20 protein-coding genes and 5 pseudogenes are annotated in these 19,049 nt (G+C 59.0%); 14 read left to right on the forward strand and 11 right to left on the reverse strand.

Annotated elements, in window-relative coordinates:
- Nucleotides 1-185: 185 nt before the first annotated feature.
- Nucleotides 186-911, forward strand: a complete 726-nt coding sequence (locus Q2941_RS02145; protein WP_458191574.1) for a type 1 glutamine amidotransferase domain-containing protein — start codon at nucleotides 186-188, stop codon at nucleotides 909-911.
- Between the two features lie 252 nt (nucleotides 912-1,163).
- Here Q2941_RS02145 and Q2941_RS02150 read toward each other — a convergent pair whose 3' ends face one another.
- Nucleotides 1,164-2,120 (reverse strand): AraC-like ligand-binding domain-containing protein, encoded by a 957-nt coding sequence (locus tag Q2941_RS02150; protein ID WP_458191472.1) that lies wholly within the window; start codon nucleotides 2,118-2,120, stop codon nucleotides 1,164-1,166.
- Nucleotides 2,121-2,248: 128 nt separating this feature from the next.
- On the opposite strand from Q2941_RS02150, the gene Q2941_RS02155 reads away from it, so the two are divergent.
- On the forward strand, nucleotides 2,249-2,461 hold the full coding sequence (locus Q2941_RS02155) for a DUF6894 family protein (RefSeq protein WP_458191473.1): 213 nt from the start codon (nucleotides 2,249-2,251) through the stop codon (nucleotides 2,459-2,461).
- A gap of 516 nt (nucleotides 2,462-2,977) precedes the next feature.
- Complete coding sequence (locus tag Q2941_RS02160; RefSeq protein ID WP_458191474.1) at nucleotides 2,978-3,115, forward strand: hypothetical protein; 138 nt, start codon at nucleotides 2,978-2,980, stop codon at nucleotides 3,113-3,115.
- A gap of 114 nt (nucleotides 3,116-3,229) precedes the next feature.
- On the opposite strand, the gene Q2941_RS02165 is transcribed toward Q2941_RS02160, so the two are convergent.
- On the reverse strand, nucleotides 3,230-3,409 hold the full coding sequence (locus tag Q2941_RS02165; protein ID WP_458191475.1) for a hypothetical protein: 180 nt from the start codon (nucleotides 3,407-3,409) through the stop codon (nucleotides 3,230-3,232).
- Nucleotides 3,410-3,520: 111 nt separating this feature from the next.
- Here Q2941_RS02165 and Q2941_RS02170 point away from each other — a divergent pair.
- Nucleotides 3,521-4,103: pseudogene (locus tag Q2941_RS02170) on the forward strand (ATP-dependent zinc metalloprotease FtsH); the annotation flags it as partial.
- 347 nt (nucleotides 4,104-4,450) lie between these two features.
- Here Q2941_RS02170 and Q2941_RS02175 read toward each other — a convergent pair.
- The 4 genes and pseudogenes from Q2941_RS02175 to Q2941_RS02190 all read right to left on the reverse strand — a co-directional run bounded on the left by Q2941_RS02175 (nucleotide 4,451) and on the right by Q2941_RS02190 (nucleotide 6,546).
- Nucleotides 4,451-4,684, reverse strand: a complete 234-nt coding sequence (locus Q2941_RS02175) for a DUF2274 domain-containing protein (RefSeq protein WP_458191476.1) — start codon at nucleotides 4,682-4,684, stop codon at nucleotides 4,451-4,453.
- Between the two features lie 4 nt (nucleotides 4,685-4,688).
- A pseudogene (locus tag Q2941_RS02180) lies at nucleotides 4,689-5,183 on the reverse strand (TraB/TrbI/VirB10 family type IV secretion system protein); the annotation flags it as partial.
- Nucleotides 5,173-5,484, reverse strand: a pseudogene (locus Q2941_RS02185) (ParB/Srx family N-terminal domain-containing protein); the annotation flags it as partial. The pseudogenes Q2941_RS02180 and Q2941_RS02185, both read right to left, overlap by 11 nt.
- A 108-nt stretch (nucleotides 5,485-5,592) precedes the next feature.
- Nucleotides 5,593-6,546 (reverse strand): ArdC family protein, encoded by a 954-nt coding sequence (locus Q2941_RS02190; RefSeq protein ID WP_458191477.1) that lies wholly within the window; start codon nucleotides 6,544-6,546, stop codon nucleotides 5,593-5,595.
- A 719-nt stretch (nucleotides 6,547-7,265) separates the two neighbouring features.
- Between Q2941_RS02190 and Q2941_RS02195 the strand changes: the two are divergent.
- Nucleotides 7,266-7,530 (forward strand): annotated as a pseudogene (locus tag Q2941_RS02195) (hypothetical protein).
- Nucleotides 7,531-7,571: 41 nt separating this feature from the next.
- Here Q2941_RS02195 and Q2941_RS02200 read toward each other — a convergent pair.
- Entirely contained in the window at nucleotides 7,572-7,760 is a 189-nt protein-coding gene (locus Q2941_RS02200; RefSeq protein WP_458191478.1) for a DUF3606 domain-containing protein, read from the reverse strand.
- A gap of 104 nt (nucleotides 7,761-7,864) precedes the next feature.
- Between Q2941_RS02200 and ligD (Q2941_RS02205) the strand changes: the two genes are divergently transcribed.
- From ligD (Q2941_RS02205) to Q2941_RS02215, 3 genes are all read left to right on the forward strand, one after another.
- Entirely contained in the window at nucleotides 7,865-8,785 is a 921-nt protein-coding gene (gene ligD / locus Q2941_RS02205) for a non-homologous end-joining DNA ligase (RefSeq protein ID WP_458191479.1), read from the forward strand.
- Nucleotides 8,786-9,177: 392 nt separating this feature from the next.
- A complete protein-coding gene (gene hspD, locus Q2941_RS02210; protein ID WP_458191480.1) occupies nucleotides 9,178-9,636 on the forward strand; it encodes a small heat shock protein HspD in 459 nt (152 codons plus the stop codon).
- Between the two features lie 74 nt (nucleotides 9,637-9,710).
- Entirely contained in the window at nucleotides 9,711-10,034 is a 324-nt protein-coding gene (locus Q2941_RS02215; protein WP_458191481.1) for a hypothetical protein, read from the forward strand.
- A gap of 436 nt (nucleotides 10,035-10,470) precedes the next feature.
- On the opposite strand, the pseudogene Q2941_RS02220 reads toward Q2941_RS02215, so the two are convergent.
- Nucleotides 10,471-11,083, reverse strand: a pseudogene (locus Q2941_RS02220) (cell envelope biogenesis protein TolA).
- A gap of 152 nt (nucleotides 11,084-11,235) precedes the next feature.
- Here Q2941_RS02220 and ligD (Q2941_RS02225) point away from each other — a divergent pair.
- The gene (gene ligD, locus Q2941_RS02225) at nucleotides 11,236-12,183 is read left to right on the forward strand and encodes a non-homologous end-joining DNA ligase (RefSeq protein ID WP_458191482.1); all 948 of its coding nucleotides are present in this window, start codon (nucleotides 11,236-11,238) and stop codon (nucleotides 12,181-12,183) included.
- An 84-nt stretch (nucleotides 12,184-12,267) separates the two neighbouring features.
- On the opposite strand, the gene Q2941_RS02230 is transcribed toward ligD (Q2941_RS02225), so the two are convergent.
- The 3 genes from Q2941_RS02230 to ku form a co-directional block, all read right to left on the reverse strand.
- Nucleotides 12,268-12,732, reverse strand: coding sequence for a metallophosphoesterase family protein (locus Q2941_RS02230; protein WP_458191483.1), 465 nt, complete (start codon nucleotides 12,730-12,732; stop codon nucleotides 12,268-12,270).
- On the reverse strand, nucleotides 12,729-13,229 hold the full coding sequence (locus Q2941_RS02235; RefSeq protein WP_458191484.1) for an NUDIX hydrolase: 501 nt from the start codon (nucleotides 13,227-13,229) through the stop codon (nucleotides 12,729-12,731). Before Q2941_RS02235 ends, Q2941_RS02230 begins: the two co-directional genes overlap by 4 nt.
- A 229-nt stretch (nucleotides 13,230-13,458) precedes the next feature.
- The gene (gene ku, locus Q2941_RS02240) at nucleotides 13,459-14,391 is read right to left on the reverse strand and encodes a non-homologous end joining protein Ku (RefSeq protein ID WP_458191485.1); all 933 of its coding nucleotides are present in this window, start codon (nucleotides 14,389-14,391) and stop codon (nucleotides 13,459-13,461) included.
- 146 nt (nucleotides 14,392-14,537) lie between these two features.
- On the opposite strand from ku, the gene Q2941_RS02245 reads away from it, so the two are divergent.
- The 5 genes from Q2941_RS02245 to Q2941_RS02265 all read left to right on the forward strand — a co-directional run bounded on the left by Q2941_RS02245 (nucleotide 14,538) and on the right by Q2941_RS02265 (nucleotide 18,908).
- Nucleotides 14,538-14,933, forward strand: coding sequence for a hypothetical protein (locus Q2941_RS02245; protein ID WP_458191575.1), 396 nt, complete (start codon nucleotides 14,538-14,540; stop codon nucleotides 14,931-14,933).
- Nucleotides 14,934-14,978: 45 nt separating this feature from the next.
- Entirely contained in the window at nucleotides 14,979-15,428 is a 450-nt protein-coding gene (locus Q2941_RS02250) for a hypothetical protein (protein ID WP_458191486.1), read from the forward strand.
- A 3-nt stretch (nucleotides 15,429-15,431) separates the two neighbouring features.
- Nucleotides 15,432-16,154 carry an SOS response-associated peptidase gene (locus Q2941_RS02255; RefSeq protein ID WP_458191487.1) on the forward strand — a complete coding sequence of 241 codons (723 nt, stop codon included), beginning with the start codon at nucleotides 15,432-15,434 and terminating at the stop codon, nucleotides 16,152-16,154.
- A 133-nt stretch (nucleotides 16,155-16,287) separates the two neighbouring features.
- Nucleotides 16,288-16,464 carry a hypothetical protein gene (locus Q2941_RS02260; protein ID WP_458191488.1) on the forward strand — a complete coding sequence of 59 codons (177 nt, stop codon included), beginning with the start codon at nucleotides 16,288-16,290 and terminating at the stop codon, nucleotides 16,462-16,464.
- Entirely contained in the window at nucleotides 16,461-18,908 is a 2,448-nt protein-coding gene (locus tag Q2941_RS02265; protein WP_458191489.1) for an AAA family ATPase, read from the forward strand. Before Q2941_RS02260 ends, Q2941_RS02265 begins: the two co-directional genes overlap by 4 nt.
- Nucleotides 18,909-19,049: the final 141 nt, after the last annotated feature.

The raw sequence follows: 19,049 nt of genomic DNA on the forward strand, positions 1-19,049 counted from the left end.
CGAACAGGCGCTCGACTAGCGCGAGCTAGTTCGCCGACAATCAATGTGACGCGACAAGAACCAAAAGCCGGTGCCGATCAGCGCTGTTTGAACTTTGACGGCAAAATTGATGACCCTCAATGAACGTCGAACAGTGATGCCCGATGCTCCACCACCCAGGTGCTGAGCAGAGAAGCAAACCTGAGATGAGGATATTGATCGTACTAACCTCGCACGCCCGACTTGGGGACACTGGCAAGAAGACTGGCCTCTGGTTCGATGAATTCGCTACGCCCTATTACATCTTCAAGGACGCCGGCATCGTTCTCACACTTGCATCGCCTTACGGAGGCCTGCCCCCAGTCGATCCAAGAAGCGAGTGGCCCGAGGCGGAGACCGAAGCGACTATTCGCTTTCGGCGCGACGGTCACGCGCAAGCCGAGTTGGCGAACACCCGGACGCTGTCGAGCATTTCGGCCCGCGACCATGATGCCGCCTTCTATCCAGGCGGCCACGGGCCGTTATGGGATCTCGCCAATGACCCTCACTCAATCGCACTGATCGAAACCATGGCCTACACGGGTCGTCCATTAGGGCTCGTCTGCCATGGGCCCGGCGCGTTGCGTTACACCATGGCATCCAATGGCCTTCCCCTCGTCGCCGGCAAATCCGTCACCGGATTTTCCAACCTCGAGGAGGCTGCAATTGAACTGACGGACGTCGTACCGTTCCTGGTCGAAGATATGTTGAGGAACAACGGCGGCAACTATTCCCGGAAAGAGAAGTGGCAGCCCTATGCCATCTCCGATGGCGATCTGGTCACGGGACAAAATCCAGCATCCACGGAAGCTGTTGCCAACGCTTTACTCGATCGACTGGGGATCAAGGGCCAGACGCAAACAGTTAGTGACGTGGCGGCTCGGAGCGCCTGAATAGTACAGCGGGCTTTGCCCGAATGCAGCGCTACAACTGCCGCGGACTTGCTTGGGTCATACCCGCAATAGGGCTCATTTGAGTGCTCCGAGGTCTTGAGATCGCACCGGACGGTGGGCCCGCATTTTGCTGAGCTATTCGGCTCTAAGCAATTCTGATTCTATTCGCACGAAACTCGTCTGGCTCAAGTGCCGAAGCGCAGCAAAACCTTTCGCGACAGACCAAGGCTAAGGTTCAACGTGTTAACCGTGTCATGATCGCTTGGCAGCTTCCCGCGCGTCGCGGGGTAGAATGCGGTACGCTTGCTTGAATCGACGACCAAAATTGGTCAGATCGGAAAATCCCCAAGCATGCGCAATCTCACTGACGGTACGGTGCGCCTGGGTGGGATCTTCAAGAGCGTAGCGGCATCGTGCGAGCCGTCTCGCCAAAATAAAGCGCGTGAGAGATGTATTGAGCTCGGCGAGAATTCTATTCGCGTATCGCAAGCTTATTCCCACGGCATCGGCCACGGCCTGAGCATCGAGGGCAGGATCAGTCAATCGCTCCTCGACAACCCCGCGAATGTTCAGCAGCATAAGGGCTCTGGCCGAGGAGACGCGGGGACGGTCATCGCCTAGAGTTTTAGTAATCGACACGGCGATCAAATCGAGGAGGTCACTCGTTACGATTTTATCGCTCACGGAATTCTTTTCCTTCGAAAGCGAAGGTAACATGGCCATCACTGATGATGTTAGCCGATCCTGCGCCCGACGAGGCCTCACTGAGCAAGCGACTACATCCCTAACCCTCCCAAGGCGCGCTTCCAACTCGCGACGTGGAGCCTTGACAACAAGCATTTTGCAATCCTGTGCGAACTTTCCCGCGTAGGGCAGCAAAGGGTCCAAGAGCGTCACACAGCCTTGCTCTAATACGACCTCGCGAGAACACTGCTCAAGTTTCACCTTGCCTGAAATTTGGCGGCATACAAACAAGTAGTCCGACTTTGTGCGAGAAATGTGCTTTGCGGCGTGCGAAATCTGCATCGGCGACGTATTGACGACAATCACGTCCAAACCGCCGAATTCTCCCGCCTCGATCTTGGCCTCAAAGCTTGATCGCGCCAAAGGTTGAGCATCATGATCAACGATTTGTTTACAAGCAACGCTATGCCAAAAATCGAACTTATCGCGCGGATGGACCTGTTCGGTTGAGAAGACGGTTTCCACGTAACATCTCCTTAGCCAGATAGCCGAACGATAGTTTGGCCGAACGATAGTTCCTACTTAGCCGATACGGAGGGCCGTGAAAGCACTATTTTGCTGAGGCTAGGCCACTACTTATAACTTCAGGTTTGATGCGTTACTACTTTCACATCTTGTGCAAGGCAAGAACGGTTGAAGACGAAACAGGCACGGTGTTAACAGACACCGAGGCTGCGCGACTTTATGCCTCAGTTTTGGCCGCCGAGCTTGCGTACAGGGGGGACAAATATCGGGACTGTGAGGTCCGCGCAGTCGATGACGATGGCAAAGAGATTGCCCGAATGCCGGTGGTCGCTCCATCTTAAGCAAGCGCCCCGAACAGAACGACCTCCCGTCAAATGAAGGATAAGGACGCCAATGCCAGCGCTGCCCCGTTCATTGATGGTGTCCGTTTTCATTTCACGGCAAGAGCGCTCGGTTTCAACATTTGACTGTCGAAAGCTAGAAGCGATTGTTTGGTGAGCGTTCTTCTACGCCGCTAACAAGGAAAACCAAATGCGTTCTGACATTCTGCCTTTGCTTGATTGGCTTGCCTACCACGGCTTCGTCGTGGTCTCAAAAATAACTAAGGACTTTGTTGGGAATGGTGGTCGCCGCAGCAGCAGATGCAGAATGGGGATCGAACTCACAGTGCACGCAATGCGATCGACGGTATGATGGTTTTGTTTTCGGGAGATGGCGATTTCCGTCCGCTCTTAAGGCGCTTCAACGGCGCGGTGTACGTGTGAGAGGTCTCAAGTTCTTCTAGAGGAATTCCGTCGCGCGAACATGACATTGAGATCCTCACGAATCGGCAGCACTAACGCCTGCCACGAATCCCGATGCTGTCGAATGAACAATACATTCGCGGCACGACTGGCTATCTGGGCGAAGTGGACGAAGCGCGTAAGGTTGTCGATTTGGTTGCTCAGCATCCGCGCGAGCTTGCGGTGAACGACGCCGGTAATCGATTGGCGTAAGCTAAGGAACGTGGTCAATCCTCCACTGCGTAACAGAATAGTCCCCTGTTACTACGTGAAGATTGCCCGCGTTGGAGGTTTTCGCAGGTACCCTCTGCGAATTTAAATGGCTCTTCAGCCGGCCTCCAACAACCTTCCGGTATCAACATTCATCGACGAGGTGCTGGTCGGCTTTTCCGATGGCGGCAGACTACGGCTGAACAAGATCCTGAGCGGCGGCGAGACGGGTAGGACCGTGGCGACGGTCGCCGAGCGACAGATCACATCAACGATTATGGCGATGGTCAGCGGCACGCCGTCTCGAGCTATCCGCGCATTCGAACTCTCCTGGCTTCAGCTCGACACGTTCAGAATTGTCATGAGCGCTTTTGATGGCCCGGCGCCTGGAATTCAATGGCGACGGCCGACTTTACAGTGGCGGTCGAGCGGATTGTTGCCGGCTCGGAACGCAAGGGCCGATTGTTGCAGCCGGATTAGAGGCAAGTCGTCGCCTACGACGAAATGGGCCATGCGCTCGCCGCCGCCAACCTTCCTGACACCGAACCTGTGCACAAAGTGTCCATCATCCCACGCTCGATCGGCGCGCTCGGCTACACAATGCAACGGCCGACTGACGATCGATTCCTTATCACCATGGGGGAATTGAAGGACCGCATGGTGGTCTTGTTGGCCGGCCGGGCGGCTGAACAAGTCGTATTCGGCGAGGTTTCGACGGGAGCTGCCGACGATCTCGCCACGTGACCAGACGGTTGGCGTGCGCGAGAAGGATTATTCCGAAGAAACTGCGCGTGAGATTGACCTGGCTGTGAAGCATCTTATCGACGACAGCTACGCTCGCGCGAAAGCACTCTTATGCGAACGCCGCGAGTTGCTGGATCAAGGTGCGCAGCTTCTGCTTGAGAAGGAGACGCTCACTCCCGAAGACTTCCCGCCGCTTGCCCAGAACTACGAGCCTTCTGGTAGGCAGAAGGCGAAGGCATCCGCTTAAGGCGACTTGTATTGAGCCCCAGATTTGAAATGAATCGAACAGATAAACCATCGATGGAATCTGGTCGATAAGCCGCGCCTCCGGCACGAGGACGAAAACCTGAACTTGGGCGCAAAGACTAGCCTCGCCCACACTCGTCATCGCCAGGTTCCCCGCCAGTCCCGCACTACACTTTGCCTGGTGATTTACTGACAAGCGCAGGGCTGAGTTACTGATATCAAGGCACTGCGTGGACAAGAGTCTTGTTAACATGGGGACCGGAATTAGCATGCACCGGGCCGAGCGTATTGAGCTACTCTGCCGGTTGGCAGGATGACAACCTGCGACTTCTTTCAGAGCGCTACCCCTCACGATGTACGGTCACTTGATGTGCGGCGAAGCTTTGCAAAACCCCGATCCGTTGCCATGAACCGCACTAACATGGGGACGATCAGCTTGACCGGATCGCCGACGGGCTGACCACTCTCGCGCGCAAGTAACTCGGCATAGGCGACCAGGTCTCGGTGTACGCTCGCCGGCAGCTCATGTGTGACCTTGACCGGCTTGTCGTCGGTAAGTGCCCCGAGTTTGAGTTTGACCATGCTGCTAGCCCCCATACGGTTCGAGCACGAGATCGCGACTGACGATGACCCGCACCGGAAATCCCGGTCGGATCGTCAGCGTCGGCTGGATGTTGAGGCTACGCCGGACAAGCTGTTGCCCGACTTGATTTGCGGAGTCGCCAGCCCCACGCCGCAAAGCCTGGATGATGCCGCTGTTGCTGTTGTTGACGTCGCTCCCGGAATTCACCTCGGTCCCAACCGCAAGCAGGGTTGAGAGCGCAGCCGCGCTCAACAATTCCTTCCAATGATTGTCGACTTCGTCCTCGAGGCCTGAGTAACCTGCGGCGTCGGCACCCGGCTGCCGCTCCAGCACGATGGACCGGCCGTTCGGCATGATCAACCTGGTCCAGACCAGAAGCACGCGCGACTGCCCAAATGCGACTTGACTATCGTAAGCACCTATCAGCCGTGCTCCCTGCGGAATGAGCCGAGTCCGTCCCGTAGGAGTGTCATATACCGCCTCGGTCACCTGCGCCGTGCACGACACACGGAACGGCCTGCGTCTTCGCCATGCGCTTCTGCTTGACGAGAAGTTCCAGCGCGCGATAACGCCGGCCACCGGCCGGTACCTCGAACATGCCGGTCTCATTACCTTCCGAGTCCACAACCGCCCGGACATTGAGACTTTGCAGGAGCGTACGCTGCGCGATACTCTCGGCGAGCTGCTCGATCGAAACGCCCGCTTTCACGCGCCGCACGTTGGATTGGCTAAGCACCAGCTTGTTGAACGGAATGTCCCGCGAGGGCGACAGGGTGATCTTTTGGACAGCCTTCGTCATGTCTGATCTCCACGACGGGCGGCCGGGAGCCTCTCTCTCGGCCTCCAACCCGTCGCGAAAACCGCATCTCCCCTCTCACTCTCGTTTCCGAAGCGACTGGCGAGATCTTCACGCTGCCTCCTGCTCCGCTCTCTCGGTCGTCACGTCAACAACGGACTCCGGCAGAAAGCCAAGCAGATAATCCGCGACCTTGCTGGCTTGAGAGGCAGCTCGCACGATCGCGCGATTGTCCTCGCGAAGCACCTCGAGCCAGGAGCCGATATAGTCGGCATGTCGCACCGTCGGTACGATACCGAGCGACGCGCAACTGAACGCAGACGATATCTCTGCGATGAGCTCCTCGAAGGCGTACTTCTTGGTACCGTAACCGCCTGACAAGTCACGGTTGAGACGTGACTGATGGCCGCTGGCATGCGCCAGCTCATGCAAGGCGGTTCGATGCCAATTGATCGGCTCAAAATAGGCTTGTGGTGGAGGCACCTGCACATAGTCTTCTGCCGGCGCATAGAATGCGCGGTTGCCGCCCATGCGGAAGTTGATGCCGGTCGCCTTGATGAGCTGTTCGACACGCGGCTCGATCAGGCCTGGCGGCGGAGGCGGCACCGTCGTCGTGATCCCCGAAGGCAGATCGTCGCATTGATCAGTATTAAAGACAGTGAAGCGCTTGAGGAATGGGATGGCCTGCGCTTCGTCGCCCGTTTCGCTCGCGCGCCGCTTTTCGTCGACCGGTACAAAGCGGTCCGCATAAACAACAGTAGTCCCGCGCTCGCCCTTGCGGACGTGACCACCGAGCGACAGCGCCTGGCGGAAGGTAAGCCAGCTCTGACCTGTGAATGCTCGCTCGGTGGCAGCCCCCCAGAGGATCAGAATATTGATGCCGCTGTATTGGCGGCCAGTCGCGGCGCTTTTCGGCATTGCCAAGCACGCCGTCGCCGCGGTGCCCCAAGGCTGCACCCACGGGAGTCGGCCGGCCTCAAGTTCGCCGATGATCTTTTTGGTGATTTCATCATAAAGGCTCGCCCGGTCCTCACCGGAGTGTGCGCGAGGATAATGTCTGGACATCGCGGGTCTCCGCGACGGGCGCCGCGAGCCTCTCTCGCAGCCTGTGACCCGTCACGACAAACCCCATTCAGCTCTCTTGCTCTTAGCCTCTTGCGCGGAAACGACGACGCGTGACGCCCCGCCGCAATCTGCGGAGCGACCCACCTTGCGTCCCATTTCTTCATGGGACGTGGCCTTGACTGCTTAGGGCCGCAGGCCCTGATCAGGCGTGCGCCAATGGCGCATCGTCCCACTGAAATGGCACCCGGAGAGCGTGAGCATAGCGACCCGAAGGGTCACGCGGGTCCGAGTGCAGCGACGAGACCGGTTAACAGCGGCACCCGGGACAGGGGCAGTGATAGCGATCGCCGAAGGCGAGCCCCTTTCCCGAGTGCCCCCGGCGAGGAGCTCCGCCGTCTCTGCGCGAGGGATCGGAGCCGGATGGCCGAGACGCAAAGCGGCTCGGTTCACGAGAGCCCGGTGCGGCGAAGCCGCACGCGCCCTAACGGAAAGCCAGGAAATCCAAGACGAGGGAATCTGCGACCTCCTCTCGTGCTTCGGTCTGCGCGTCAAAGGCTCGGACCTGAAGCATCGGGAAGAGTTTTGCAGCTTTTCGAATGCCGTGGCTCGGTCGCGCATTGCACGCCAAACCTTGCCCTCTCGTCATTACAAATCCCAGCCCGTGCTAACTAGGGAACGAATGACGCACATCGCGATTCGTCGTAGCAGGAGTTATTTCAATGCTGATGACGCGTGAACGAAGGCCAGCGATACGGACGCTGCGTGGATGGGCGATCAAGGTGCTCCAGGAAGCGGGCGCCATCCGCGAGTGCGAAGAACACGGTTGGATGCAAGATCGCGCCGATCCACAATGCACGGGAGCGGGCCCTTGATATCGCCCGTGGAGACCCGCCTGCAGGCGTCACCCCTGATGCAGCGGCGGCCGAGGTTCGCGACGTGCTAAACTCGATCGGTGATACCTGCCCGGAATGCCCCCCGGACTAGAAGGCCGTGCCGAGCCTCAACGCCAGCCCGGCCTTCCCATTTCAGCGGCCCAGCTTTTTCTCCACGCGCTTGCGCGCATTGCCGACCTTTTTGACGGCCTTTTTCACCGCCGGCGCCGACTTTCCGGTCTTCTTTGCCTCGTACTGCACTTCATAGTTCTGCCCGCCGGCCACCCGCGCCCGATCCTGTTTTCGCCCGCGCGCCGTCTTCGTCTTCTTCGCTACCGCCATGGGTGCCTCCTGTTATGACATCCAAGCAACGCGAAGGGGATTCTGAGGTTCCGGAACGATTCGAACTGTGCCAATTTGAATCGGTTGTAGCGTGGAGTTCTTCAGTGGCGTTTCAGCGTAAAAAGCCCGAGGCGATCGGCGTCAAGGCGCCCCTGCCAGGCTTCGTCGAGCCCGCTCTGGCATCCTCGATCGACAAGGTGCCGTCAGGGGCCCGCTGGATTCATGAAATCAAATTCGACGGCTATCGTGTTCAGGTCCATCTGGCCAACGAGGCGGCGACGATCTTCACCCGCCGCGGCCACGATTGGACGCACCGTTTCAAGAAGGTTGCCCATGACGTCTGGCGGATCAAGGCGACCTCGGCCGTGGTAGACGGCGAAATCGTGGTACCGGCCGCCGACGGCACGACCGATTTCTCGGTCCTGCAGAACGAGCTCAAGGGCAAGTCGACAAGCATCGTGCTGGTGGCGTTCGATCTGCTTTATCTGAACGGCCGCGATCTCCGGAAACTCCCGCTCTTTCAGCGCAAGACTGAGCTCAAGAAGATCCTCAATGGCACCGACATCCAGTTCAGCGAAAGTTTCGAGATAGAGGGCCGCGAGATGTTCGCGCACGCCTGCAAGCTCGGCCTCGAAGGCGTTGTCTCGAAGGTACGGGACGGTGCCTATCCGAAGGGACGCACGAACGACTGGGTCAAGAAGACCTGCGTGCAGCGGGAGACGTTGACCATTGCCGGTTTCGCACTCGATGGCACGAAGTGGGACGGACTCTATGTCGGCCGGCGCAAAGGCGACGATCTGGTCTACGCCGGCAAAGTCGACCACGGCTTCGACAAGGTCTCGGCCGCCGACCTGCAGAAGCGGCTTAAGCCTCTCATCCGAAAGACCCAGCCCTATGCCAAGCGCATCAACCACAAGGGCATCTGGGTTGAACCCAAGCTTCTGGCCGAGATCGAGTACCGCGCGAAGTCTGCCGAGGGAAAGGTCCGGCACCCCTTCTTTCGAGGATTACGCGAGGACCTGTAATCAGGCAGCGCCTTCTCGCGACAATTCGGCTCAATCTGGAAGTAGAACATGGCTAAAGCTCGCCCGGTTCGCCCGGGACCGTTGACCGCTGATCAAGATAGTCGCGACGTCCGGTCATGTGCGGACGAGGATCTGCCGGCGGGCAGCGTTTTCATCCCAAAACCGTATAGTGGTGCCCAACTCATCTCGACGTTGCGCGACTTGACCGGGATCGCCTGACCCCTCACCCGACGATTTTTTTGCCTCCCCTCTTGAAACCAAAACCGGTTTTGCTAATTTTTTTGGCGTCACCTTCGGGTGGCGTTCGAGGTGCCCTCCGGGGCCTCGGACTGAGACGGGCACCGGTCGTGTCCGGTGCCTCATACCCATCTTGCTCTTTGGAGGATTTGGCTATGCGCACTTATGACTTCTCGCCCCTGTTCCGGTCGACAATCGGCTTCGATCGCCTGTTCGACCTTGCCGAGACGGCCCAGCGGGCTACCGAGGAAAGTTATCCCCCCTACAATATCGAGCGGTTGGCCGAAGACCGCTACCAGATCACGCTGGCGGTAGCGGGCTTCTCGCCCGACGAAGTCTCCATCACGGCTGAGCAGAATGTCGTCACGATCGAGGGCGGCAAGACCGAGAAGGCCGAGCGCGAGTTTCTCTACAGGGGGATCTCGACGCGCCATTTCAAACGCCAGTTCAACTTGGCGGACTACGTCCAGGTCAAGGGCGCAACGTTCGACAACGGCTTGCTGAAGATCGAATTGGTTCGGGAAATCCCGGAGGCCATGAAGCCGCGCCGCATCGCGATTGCCGGCGCAACGTCTTCAGGCAACGTCCAACAGATCGAGGCCAAAGCGGCCTAATTCAACCCCATCGAGCAACGCCGCGCGTCAGCCGACGCGCGGCATCCAACTTCGTCTACGGAATGGAGGATACCATGCGGCCGACGACCGCTTCCGACGACAACGTCATCGACTTCAACGCTCTGCTGCATCCCGGGACTGTGTTCGACCATCCGAGGGATGTGCTGGCCGACCCTTCGCTGTCGACCTCGGAGAAACGCGCCATTTTGGCATCCTGGGCGTCCGACGCATCGGCCATCGCCTCCTGCCCGTCCTTGCGGGCACCGCCGGGACTGAAAGCGCCAGTAACCATCGACGATATCCTCGAGGCACTGTGCGAACTCGACGGTGGTCCACGCAATCCTCCCGGAGGTAAACCGAACCGTCTCTGCTCGACGTCGAGGGTTCTGGCCGCCTAAGAAGGAGGGTTGCAATGGGTGACATCGGATTACCCCGAGACGTGCTGAACCGTATCGATCCGGTGGATGACAAAGTTCGCGCAAACTTCGCCGCGCCCACCGTACTCGACAGTCTTCGACGATCCACTCCGATCGCCGCGAGTTCGGCGTCTCCTGGAAGGATCCCTGAGACCGCTGCCGGAAGATCGAGAATCCAGTCCAGCTTCTTCTAACCCCGCGCTCTAAACTGCGAACCATTGACCTCCGGATAGTTCTGCGCCGTTCGGAGGTCATTCTTCCGAATCTTTTGTCTTTCGCCTCCGCCAATCGCGAGTTCAACTTCAATACTGGCCTATGCAACATCACGCAGAGCCGCATTGAGCAATGTGATCTTTGGAGCGTCGTAGAAAGGTAGAGGCGCGACGAGGGCAATGCTAGACCGATGGCTGACTAGCTTCTAACTTCGCGCGCGCCGCAGCGCAGTTTCCAATCGATCCTTCTCCTTCTGCCAGCGGGTTTCTTCGGCCCGCGATTTCTTCTCAAGAGCCTCGACTTCAGCCTGGATGGCTGAGGCCCGTTTCGCGTGCTCCTGCTCGGCCTTGTCCAACGCAGCCTGCGCCTTGTCGACCGCCTGCTGACGGCGTTCACGCTCCTTCTGCCGGGCGGCCTCCTCTCTCGCTCGTTCAAGCTCGCGACGCCTCTCTTCCCGTTGGTACTCCAACGCGGCCTTTCGCTCCGCAGCTGTCCACGGGGCGAGAGGAAGGCTTTTTCGTCCTCGAGCCTTTCGACGTGCGGACAGCTTTCGTCGGTCTGCCGTCGCCAAGATCGGTGGGCAGTTCGGCATGTTCTTTGAAAGATCCGTCGGATCCGACCGGGCGCCTGAGAACGACGCCAGGCTTTGCCATGGTTGCGGCGATGACGTCCGGATCATCGCTTTCCTTCGCCGCGCCCTGATGAAAGAGATTGCTGTCTGCGCCCCACGCTTCCAGAGCCGCCTTCATGGAAGGAGCGGCTATCGCCAGATCGAAGAAGCCCAGCGAAGTCTGGTAGGTTTTCAGTTTTCTCGCCATCGGTCTGATCAGGCCTTCCCGTTTGTAGTTAACGTCGCGCACTCTGGGATTTGCCGCGGCGTCTGACGGAACATGCCATGGCTTTGAGCGTTCCTTCATTCTTGAAGGACGTCCCTGCATTACGCAACACGCTCTGAAGGATTGGCCCTTGAATGAGCCGGACGTCGACCCTGCCCAAGCGCTTGCAGCCAATGCTCGCGACGCTCACCGACGCGCCGTTCGACGACCCCGGCTGGGTTTTCGAGGACAAGTACGATGGCTTCCGGATGATCGCGGAGATCCGGCGGGGCAAGGTTGCACTCTACAGCCGCAACGGCAAGATCATCAGCGGCAGCTATATCGAGGTCGCCAAAGCGCTGGAGGGCGTGAAGGGCGACGCCGTAATCGACGGCGAGCTTGTTGCGATCGGAAACGACGGCGTCTCGCATTTCCAGCTGCTGCAAAACGCGCTGCGTCATGAAGCGAAGCTTGTGTATTGCGCCTTCGATCTCATGTTTGAGGACGCAGTTGACTTGCGCAAACAGTCTCTTCTCAAGCGCAAGGAGCGGCTGAAAGTGATCCTGCCGAGCCACCGGCTGATCGCCTTCAGCCGACACCGCAAAGCGAACGGCAAGAAATTCTTCGCCGAGGCCGAGCGGAAGGGTCTGGAAGGCATCATGGCGAAACGCGCCGACAGCGCGTATTGGTCCGGAAGCCGGACCCCGGATTGGCTGAAAATCAAGACAGCAAAGCGGCAGGAAGTGGTGATCGCGGGCTTCACAGAGCCCAGGCGCACCAGGCCGTTCTTCGGCGCCCTGGTCCTCGCCGTGCGGGGAGACGACACATGGCGCTATATCGGACATGTCGGCACTGGATTCAGCCACAAGGTCCTGGAGGACCTCCATGCCAAGCTCGTAAAGCTGACGACCCCCAAATCACCCTTCCCAGCCAAAGTGAAGGACGAGGCGGCCACGACCTGGGTCAAGCCCTCGTTGGTTGCCGAGGTCAAATTCGCGGAGTGGACGAGTAAGGGCGAACTGCGCCAGCCCGTCTACCTCGGGCTCAGGTCCGACAAGCGGGCGAAGGATGTCGTCCGCGAGCGAGAACGTCCGCGCAAATAGCGCTTCCCTTCGGGCGTAACGGGCAAACGGAACGAACTAACGCATTCGCCTCCTTCGCTGTGAATTCCCTGCGCCGTGGTGCGCTCAACCGCCTCCAAGGTCGTGAATCTCCGGTCGCACGCCCGCACGCGTGATTTCGAGCGTCGCAAGCGTGATCGGCAGCTTGAAACGCCGGGGTCCCGCGCTGCCGGGGTTCAGATAGAGAACGCCACCGATCGTGTCGATCTTCGGCACGTGGGAATGCCCGGAGACGATGACGTCGATACCGGCGCCGGGATCGGCCTGCAGCGAATTCAGGTCATGCAGAACATAGATCGACTTTCCCGCCAAGCGTACGAATTTCGTGTCGGGGTATTCGCGGGCCCACTCGCCACTGTCCACGTTTCCACGAATGGCCGTGACGGGCGCGATGCGGCGAAGCGCGTCAACGATCTCGGGGCGTCCGATGTCACCGGCATGGATGATGTGATCGACGCCCGTCAGGCCTCGTTCCGCCTCGGGCCTCAACAGACCGTGCGTGTCCGAAATGATTCCAATCCTGAACATCATTTCCCGGCGCTCTCAACCGCGATCGCCAAAAGACGATCGAGAAACTCAGCTTGAGCGGACAGCATCTTGGTCCGCGCGAGCTCGATATCAAACCATTCCGCGCGGTCGACTTCGGGAAAGCTCTGCCGTCGACCGCTTCGAGGCGGCCATTCGATATCGAAGGTATTGCTGATCAACGCCGCGGGGTCAAAGTGGCCCTCGCCGGCGAATGCGATGACGCGCTTCCCTCCTTGCTGTCGGACTTCCCCCAGCGCCTGGAGTGGACCAATCGAAGCGCTCGGGCCGAGTTCTTCGGCAAACTCGCGTCGTGCGACGTCTTCCGGAGGATCATTGGCATCGATTTCGCCCTTTGGAATGGACCAGGCGCCATCATCCCTCTTCCGCCAGAACGGACCGCCGGGATGAACGAGCAGAACCTCGAGCCCACGAGCGGCCTTGCGGTATGCGAGAATGCCCGCGCTCAAGGTCGATCTCCTGGGAATCTTTACCGCAGCCATATCGCTCCATTTTTGTAGAGCAATCCAAAGCTGAGCGGGCGAGGAGCACTGAGGCGCGATGACCGGCTGATGCACAGCAAAGATCGTTCGAAACAGGCCGGTAGCGCAGCGGGCCCCCGTTGTACCGCCTTTTGTAAAACCTCGTCGAGATTAGGAATTGCCAACCGCCAGAGCCGGCCGCGGACGACGAAGTAGTGGCCGTCCGGCGTCACCGGATGCTTCACGACACCTAAGCCGATTTCCGCTGCGGCTTGGCCGCCGGCTTCTTCGCCGCGGCCTCTTTCGCCGGCTTTTTGCCCGCGATCGGCATCAGCATTTCCTTCTGCCCGGCCGCCGGCTTGCGCGGCTTTTTGCCTGGCCTCTTGGGTGCCTCTGTCGCGGCCGTCGCGTCTCTTCCAATGCTCTTACGCAGCGCGTCCATCAGGTCCACCACGTTCTCGCCGCGGGGACGCGCTTTCGCGGTGATGGGTTTACCGGCGCGCTTCTGGTTAATGAGATCGATGAGGGCGGTTTCGTACTGGTCTTCAAACTTGTCCGGCTCGAAGTGACCCGCCTTCTGATTGACGATGTGCTTGGCGAGATCAAGCATATCCTTGGTGACTTTGACGTCCTGGATATCGTTGAAATACTCGTCGGCGGACCGGACTTCGTAGGGATAGCGCAGCAGGGTCCCCATCAGCCCCTTGTCCAGCGGCTCCAGCGCGATGATGTGCTCGCGATTGGTCAGCACCACGCGACCGATCGCGACCTTGTTCATTTCGCGGATGGTTTCGCGGATGACGGCGAAGGCGTCGTGCCCGACTTTGCCATCTGGAGTCAGGTAGTAAGGGCGGATCAGGTAGCGTGGGTCGATCTCGCTGCGGTCGACGAACTCGTCGATCTCGATCGTTCGCGTCGATTCCAGCGCGACATTCTCGAGCTCTTCCTTCGTCACCTCTATGAACGTGTCGGTGTCGACCTTGTAGCCCTTGACGATGTCTTCGTTGTCGACCTCCTCACCGGTATCAGCGTCCACCTTGGCGTACTTGATGCGATGGCCGGTCTTTCGGTTGAGCTGGTTGAACGAGATCTTTTCGGATTCCGACGTGGCCGGATAGAGCGCTACCGGACAGGTGACGAGGGAAAGACGCAGGAAGCCTTTCCAGTTAGCGCGGGGGGCCATCGCGGGGGAACTCCATTACTGACACCGGATTCAAGACGAACGGCCCGGCTTGGTTCCGACACCGCGCCTCTCCAAAAAGGATGAATTTTTTCAGGATGAGGCTCGGAGCGGACTCGACATTTGTTCTTGTTATGTTCTACTTCGGAATGACCGATCGACCCGCGAGCTGGCGCATGCCGACCCCAAAGCAGATGCAAAAACTGGCCGCTGAAGCTGCCCGAAGACCGGGCCCCTCCGCGGCGGCTCCGGATGCGCCGCTCCCGGCGGAATATTGGGAATCGGTCCTGAAAGACCCTCGCGCCGACGAGAGTGGAGCTCAAAAGCGGCAGCGGCGTCTTTCCGAGATTCAACGCCACGTGCTGCGTATCTCGTGCCGCCGCTGCGAGCGGACCGTGGAAATCCAGAAGGCCGATGCGGTCCGATTGTATGGCGAGAACGCGCTTTGGAAGGACGTGGCGCAGCGGTTGCTCGACAACACCTGCCAGCAACGCACCGGCAGGCATGAAGAAGACGGGTGCTGGCCGGCGTTCGAGACGCTGTAACCGCTCCGAATTGCCGATCCGATCTCTTAGCGCCTGGATGTCCGGATGGCCCCGAAGTATCACCCTACGCCCCTGTCGGGCGGCGATCGCAAGGCTCTGGCGAAAGAGCTCGGCAAGGCACGTGCGATGGCCAACATGCTGGCCGCTCAATCGTCGGAGATGCGGGCCAAGGGCGAGGCCATGATCCAGCAAGCTGACAGGCTGCTTTGCGAAAGCTGGAACGAGCGGATGTGGAGCGACGGCGAACCGATTGATCCCTCGCCCACCATCGACCAGGCCGTGAACGGAGGCTTCCCTTGGCTCGAGATCAGGTGCGCGCGCTGCAAGACGCCGAGCGATGTCGACCTTGCGGCGATGAAACATCCGCCGACCACCTTCGTGCATGATCTCGCCAGCCGGCTGCGCTGCCGCAAATGCGCCAAGGCGGGCCGGCGTCCGTCTGCGACTCTGGTACAACTGACTTGGCAGCCTCGCCACCCTCGAACCGAAGCCTGACTAATGTGCAATCTCTATTCGATCACGACAGACCAAGCTGCCATTAGCGCGCTGTTTCGCGTCGTAAACCGATACGTCGGCAATCTGGCGCCGATGCCCGGCGTGTTTCCCGACTACAAAGCACCGATCGTGCGGAACGGAGCCGACGGCCGCGAGCTCGGCACGGCGCGATGGGGGATGCCATCGTCATCAAAGGCACTGATGGACGCCACCAAGAAACGAGCCGAAAAGCTGCAGGCCAAGGGCAAGACGGTCGATTTCAAGGAATTGCTCAGAATGGAGCCGGACGGCGGCACGACCAACATCCGCAACGTCAAGAGCAAACACTGGGCCCGCTGGCTCGACGTCGAAAATCGCTGTGTAGTGCCGTTCAACTCCTTCAGCGAGTTCAACAAGGCCGAAGGCGACATCTGGTTCGCGCTCGACGAGACCCGGCCCCTCGCCTGCTTCGCTGGCATCTGGACCAACTGGACGTCGGTCCGGAAGGTCAAGGAAGGCGAGACCACCAACGACCTCTACGCGTTCCTCACGACGGAGCCTAATGCAGAGGTCGGCGCCATCCACCCGAAGGCGATGCCGGTGATCCTGACGACCCCGGACGAAGTCGAGACCTGGATGACCGCCACTGGAGACGAGGCACTAAAGCTGCAGCGGCCGCTTCCGGATGGGGCGCTCCGGATCGTTGCCCGCGGTATCAAGGAAGACCCGCCCGGGCTGGCGGCGTGACAGGCAAAACCGACAACCGGCGCGCCGCCTGTCAGCGGCATGATCATCCATGTTGACTTGGTCGCCTTATGCTGCATCGCCGCGCAGGTTACTATCCTTTCAACAGCAACCTACGAATCGCCGAGATTGGCTCATGAGCACGTTGCAGAAGACGATTGCAGACAAGTTCCTCGCCAAATTGGCCGAGGACGAGGACTTCGATTCAAAAAAGATCGAGCAGATTACCGATCTGTTGGCGGCCGATAAGAAGCCTAAGGCTGACGATTTCGCCACGGTGTTCGCTTCTGATGACGCCGGTGACATCGAATGATCAAGCTCGAGAGCGCCCATATCGAAGAGGTACGTGGGATCCGTAAGCTGGATATCACGTTCGGCAAGGATACGTTCTCGGTATCCGGCCCAAATGGATCTGGTAAGAGCGGCGTGATCGATGCAATCGAATTCGCGCTCACAGGCAAGATGAGTCGTCTGACCGGTGCGGGCACCAAGGGCCTGTCCGTGGCCGAGCATGGGCCCCATGTCGATAAGGCCAAATTTCCGGACGCGGCCTTCGTCAGCCTGACCGTTCATTTCCAGGAACTTGGGAAGACGGCGACCATCACTCGCAAAGTTTCCGCTCCAAAAAAGCCGACGATCAATCCCAACGAACCTGATATCCGGGCGGCTTTCGACGAAATCGCCGAGCATCCCGAAATCACGCTGTCGCGCCGCGACATTCTGCGCTTCATCCTGATCGAACCCACCAAACGGTCAGAAGAAATTCAGACGATCTTGAAGCTTGACGAGATCGGCCAGACGCGCGCAGCCCTGAACACCGCGGCCAACAGACTTCAATCCGCACAAAAGCTCGCGGCGATACAGGTTGATACCAGTCGGAACACGCTGCAGCGGCACCTGCAGATTGCGGAATTCCGCGCGCTTGACCTCCTCAGCGCGGTCAATGCGCGGCGAAAGGTTCTCGGGCTGCCGGAGATCGCTACACTTGCGGCGGATACTAAGCTCGATGCGGGACTGTCCGGCGGCGATAAACTGCCAGAGTTCAACAAGGCATCCCAGTTGCGCGATCTTGAAGCCCTTTCCGGCGCTTTGGAGAAGATTGGGCCTGCCGGCGCAGAACCCGCCACAGTCATTCTGGCAGCAATCGCCCGTCTTGAAGCCGATCCCTCGCTCCTGGATGCGTTTCAGCGCCGCGCTCTGATCGAGAAGGGGCTTGAACTGTTGGACGGCGCCGAGTGTCCACTCTGTGATCGCTCCTGGGATGATGAAGATCATCTACGCAAGCATCTGGAAACGAAGCTGTCGAAATCTGGAGAAGCCGCCAAGCTTCAGGCTGAGATGCTCGGCGCTGGTTCAACGCTCGCACAGTACAGCACACGGCTGGGCGGGCTCATTGCGCCAGTTGTCAAAATCGCAGCCGAGCACAATGATGCCGCCCGCCTGCTGCTCGATCGCTGGTCGCAGGATCTCGAGACCTTCAAAGGTGGTGTCTCCGACCTGCAGGGCCTTGTCGGCATGAAATCACGGCTTGAACGGGGGTGGCATGGTCTACCGGGTCAGCTCGCAACAATGCTCGTTGTTATTAAGGCCGCCGTGGACGCGAAACCCGACCAGACAGCGCATGTCGACGCGCATACCTTTCTTACGACGGCACAGTTGCGGCTCGATGATTATCGCGAGGCGATGCGTAAAGGCACCGCAGCCCAAAAAGCAGCCAGACTCGGCAAAGCCGCTTATGACGCCTACTGCGATGTCATGGAGATCGAACTCAATGCGCTCTATGACAGCGTCGAGAAGGACTTCAGCACTTACTATAAGGCAGTCAACGAAGACGACGAAGTGAAGTTCACGGCGAAGCTCAGCCCAAGCGAGGGCAAGCTGGATTTCAACGTCAATTTTTACGAGCGCGGCCTGTTTCCGCCGGGTGCCTATCACAGTGAGGGCCATCAGGACGGGATGGGCGTGTGCCTTTATCTGGCACTCATGAAGCGTCTTTTCGGCGATCGCTTCACGCTTGCATTGCTCGACGACGTGGTCATGTCCGTCGATTCCGGACATCGCTATCAATTCTGCAAGCTGCTAAAATCGTATTTCCCCAATACCCAGTTCATAATTACGACTCATGACCGCCTTTGGGCGGAGCAGATGCGCTCGGCTGGCCTGGTCACCAACAAGACATCGCTCGCATTTCACAGCTGGACCGTTGATACAGGGCCGCTTGTTGAGTCAAATGAAGAAATCTGGGACGAAATCGCGGCCGCACTTTCGCGCGGCAAGGTCGAAACTGCCGCCCATGGATTGCGGCATCATCTTGAATATGCGTCTCGGCACCTGGCAGACCAGCTGGCGGCCCGGCCTGCGTTCCGCAGCGATGGAAATTACGAGCTCGGTGAACTCCTGCCGAGCGTTCTGGTTCGCATGAAAGAACTCTGCGGCAAAGCTGCGGATGCCGCCCAATCCTGGGGCAATACCGCGGCAAAGGAAGAGGCTCTTAGGCGCAAGACGGCGCTATCCGAGTCAAACGGCGCACGCAGCGTTGAACAGTGGGCCGTCAACAAGGCGGTGCATTACAACGAATGGGCCAATTTCGGTAAAAAGGATTTTGAACCCGTCATCGCCGCGTTCAAGAGCCTGCTCGAATGCTTTCGCTGCGACGACTGCGGCTCGTGGCTTTACGCTTCGCCCAAACCAATTCCCGAGTCTCTGCGTTGCGCCTGCAATAAGGTGACCCTAAATCTCAAATCAAAACCTAAGTAGACGCGTATTTTTCCTAAAATACAGTGAGATACTTTGAAAGCTATCGCGGCGTTCTTTGATCGTGTGACACGTGCAAATCGCGAGCTATTTGGGTTCAAATTGCTAGCCTGCGCGATCGTTCTAAGGCTAAAAAATCAAGCT

It is taken from the genome of Bradyrhizobium sp. UFLA05-153, from assembly GCF_054185185.1.

What these genes read in the sequence shown, in the direction of transcription:
- Q2941_RS02175 (WP_458191476.1), bottom strand. Translation starts at nt 4,684, where the DNA reads ATGGTCAAACTCAAACTCGGGGCACTTACCGACGACAAGCCGGTCAAG.
- hspD (WP_458191480.1), top strand. Translation starts at nt 9,178, where the DNA reads ATGCGCACTTATGACTTCTCGCCCCTGTTCCGGTCGACAATCGGCTTC.
- ligD (WP_458191482.1), top strand. Translation starts at nt 11,236, where the DNA reads ATGAGCCGGACGTCGACCCTGCCCAAGCGCTTGCAGCCAATGCTCGCG.
- Q2941_RS02265 (WP_458191489.1), top strand. Translation starts at nt 16,461, where the DNA reads ATGATCAAGCTCGAGAGCGCCCATATCGAAGAGGTACGTGGGATCCGT.
- Q2941_RS02190 (WP_458191477.1), bottom strand. Translation starts at nt 6,546, where the DNA reads ATGTCCAGACATTATCCTCGCGCACACTCCGGTGAGGACCGGGCGAGC.
- Q2941_RS02230 (WP_458191483.1), bottom strand. Translation starts at nt 12,732, where the DNA reads ATGATGTTCAGGATTGGAATCATTTCGGACACGCACGGTCTGTTGAGG.
- Q2941_RS02200 (WP_458191478.1), bottom strand. Translation starts at nt 7,760, where the DNA reads ATGGCGGTAGCGAAGAAGACGAAGACGGCGCGCGGGCGAAAACAGGAT.
- Q2941_RS02245 (WP_458191575.1), top strand. Translation starts at nt 14,538, where the DNA reads ATGACCGATCGACCCGCGAGCTGGCGCATGCCGACCCCAAAGCAGATG.
- Q2941_RS02235 (WP_458191484.1), bottom strand. Translation starts at nt 13,229, where the DNA reads ATGGCTGCGGTAAAGATTCCCAGGAGATCGACCTTGAGCGCGGGCATT.
- Q2941_RS02160 (WP_458191474.1), top strand. Translation starts at nt 2,978, where the DNA reads ATGCTGTCGAATGAACAATACATTCGCGGCACGACTGGCTATCTGGGC.
- Q2941_RS02260 (WP_458191488.1), top strand. Translation starts at nt 16,288, where the DNA reads ATGAGCACGTTGCAGAAGACGATTGCAGACAAGTTCCTCGCCAAATTG.
- ku (WP_458191485.1), bottom strand. Translation starts at nt 14,391, where the DNA reads ATGGCCCCCCGCGCTAACTGGAAAGGCTTCCTGCGTCTTTCCCTCGTC.
- Q2941_RS02215 (WP_458191481.1), top strand. Translation starts at nt 9,711, where the DNA reads ATGCGGCCGACGACCGCTTCCGACGACAACGTCATCGACTTCAACGCT.
- Q2941_RS02250 (WP_458191486.1), top strand. Translation starts at nt 14,979, where the DNA reads ATGGCCCCGAAGTATCACCCTACGCCCCTGTCGGGCGGCGATCGCAAG.
- Q2941_RS02255 (WP_458191487.1), top strand. Translation starts at nt 15,432, where the DNA reads ATGTGCAATCTCTATTCGATCACGACAGACCAAGCTGCCATTAGCGCG.
- Q2941_RS02145 (WP_458191574.1), top strand. Translation starts at nt 186, where the DNA reads ATGAGGATATTGATCGTACTAACCTCGCACGCCCGACTTGGGGACACT.
- Q2941_RS02155 (WP_458191473.1), top strand. Translation starts at nt 2,249, where the DNA reads ATGCGTTACTACTTTCACATCTTGTGCAAGGCAAGAACGGTTGAAGAC.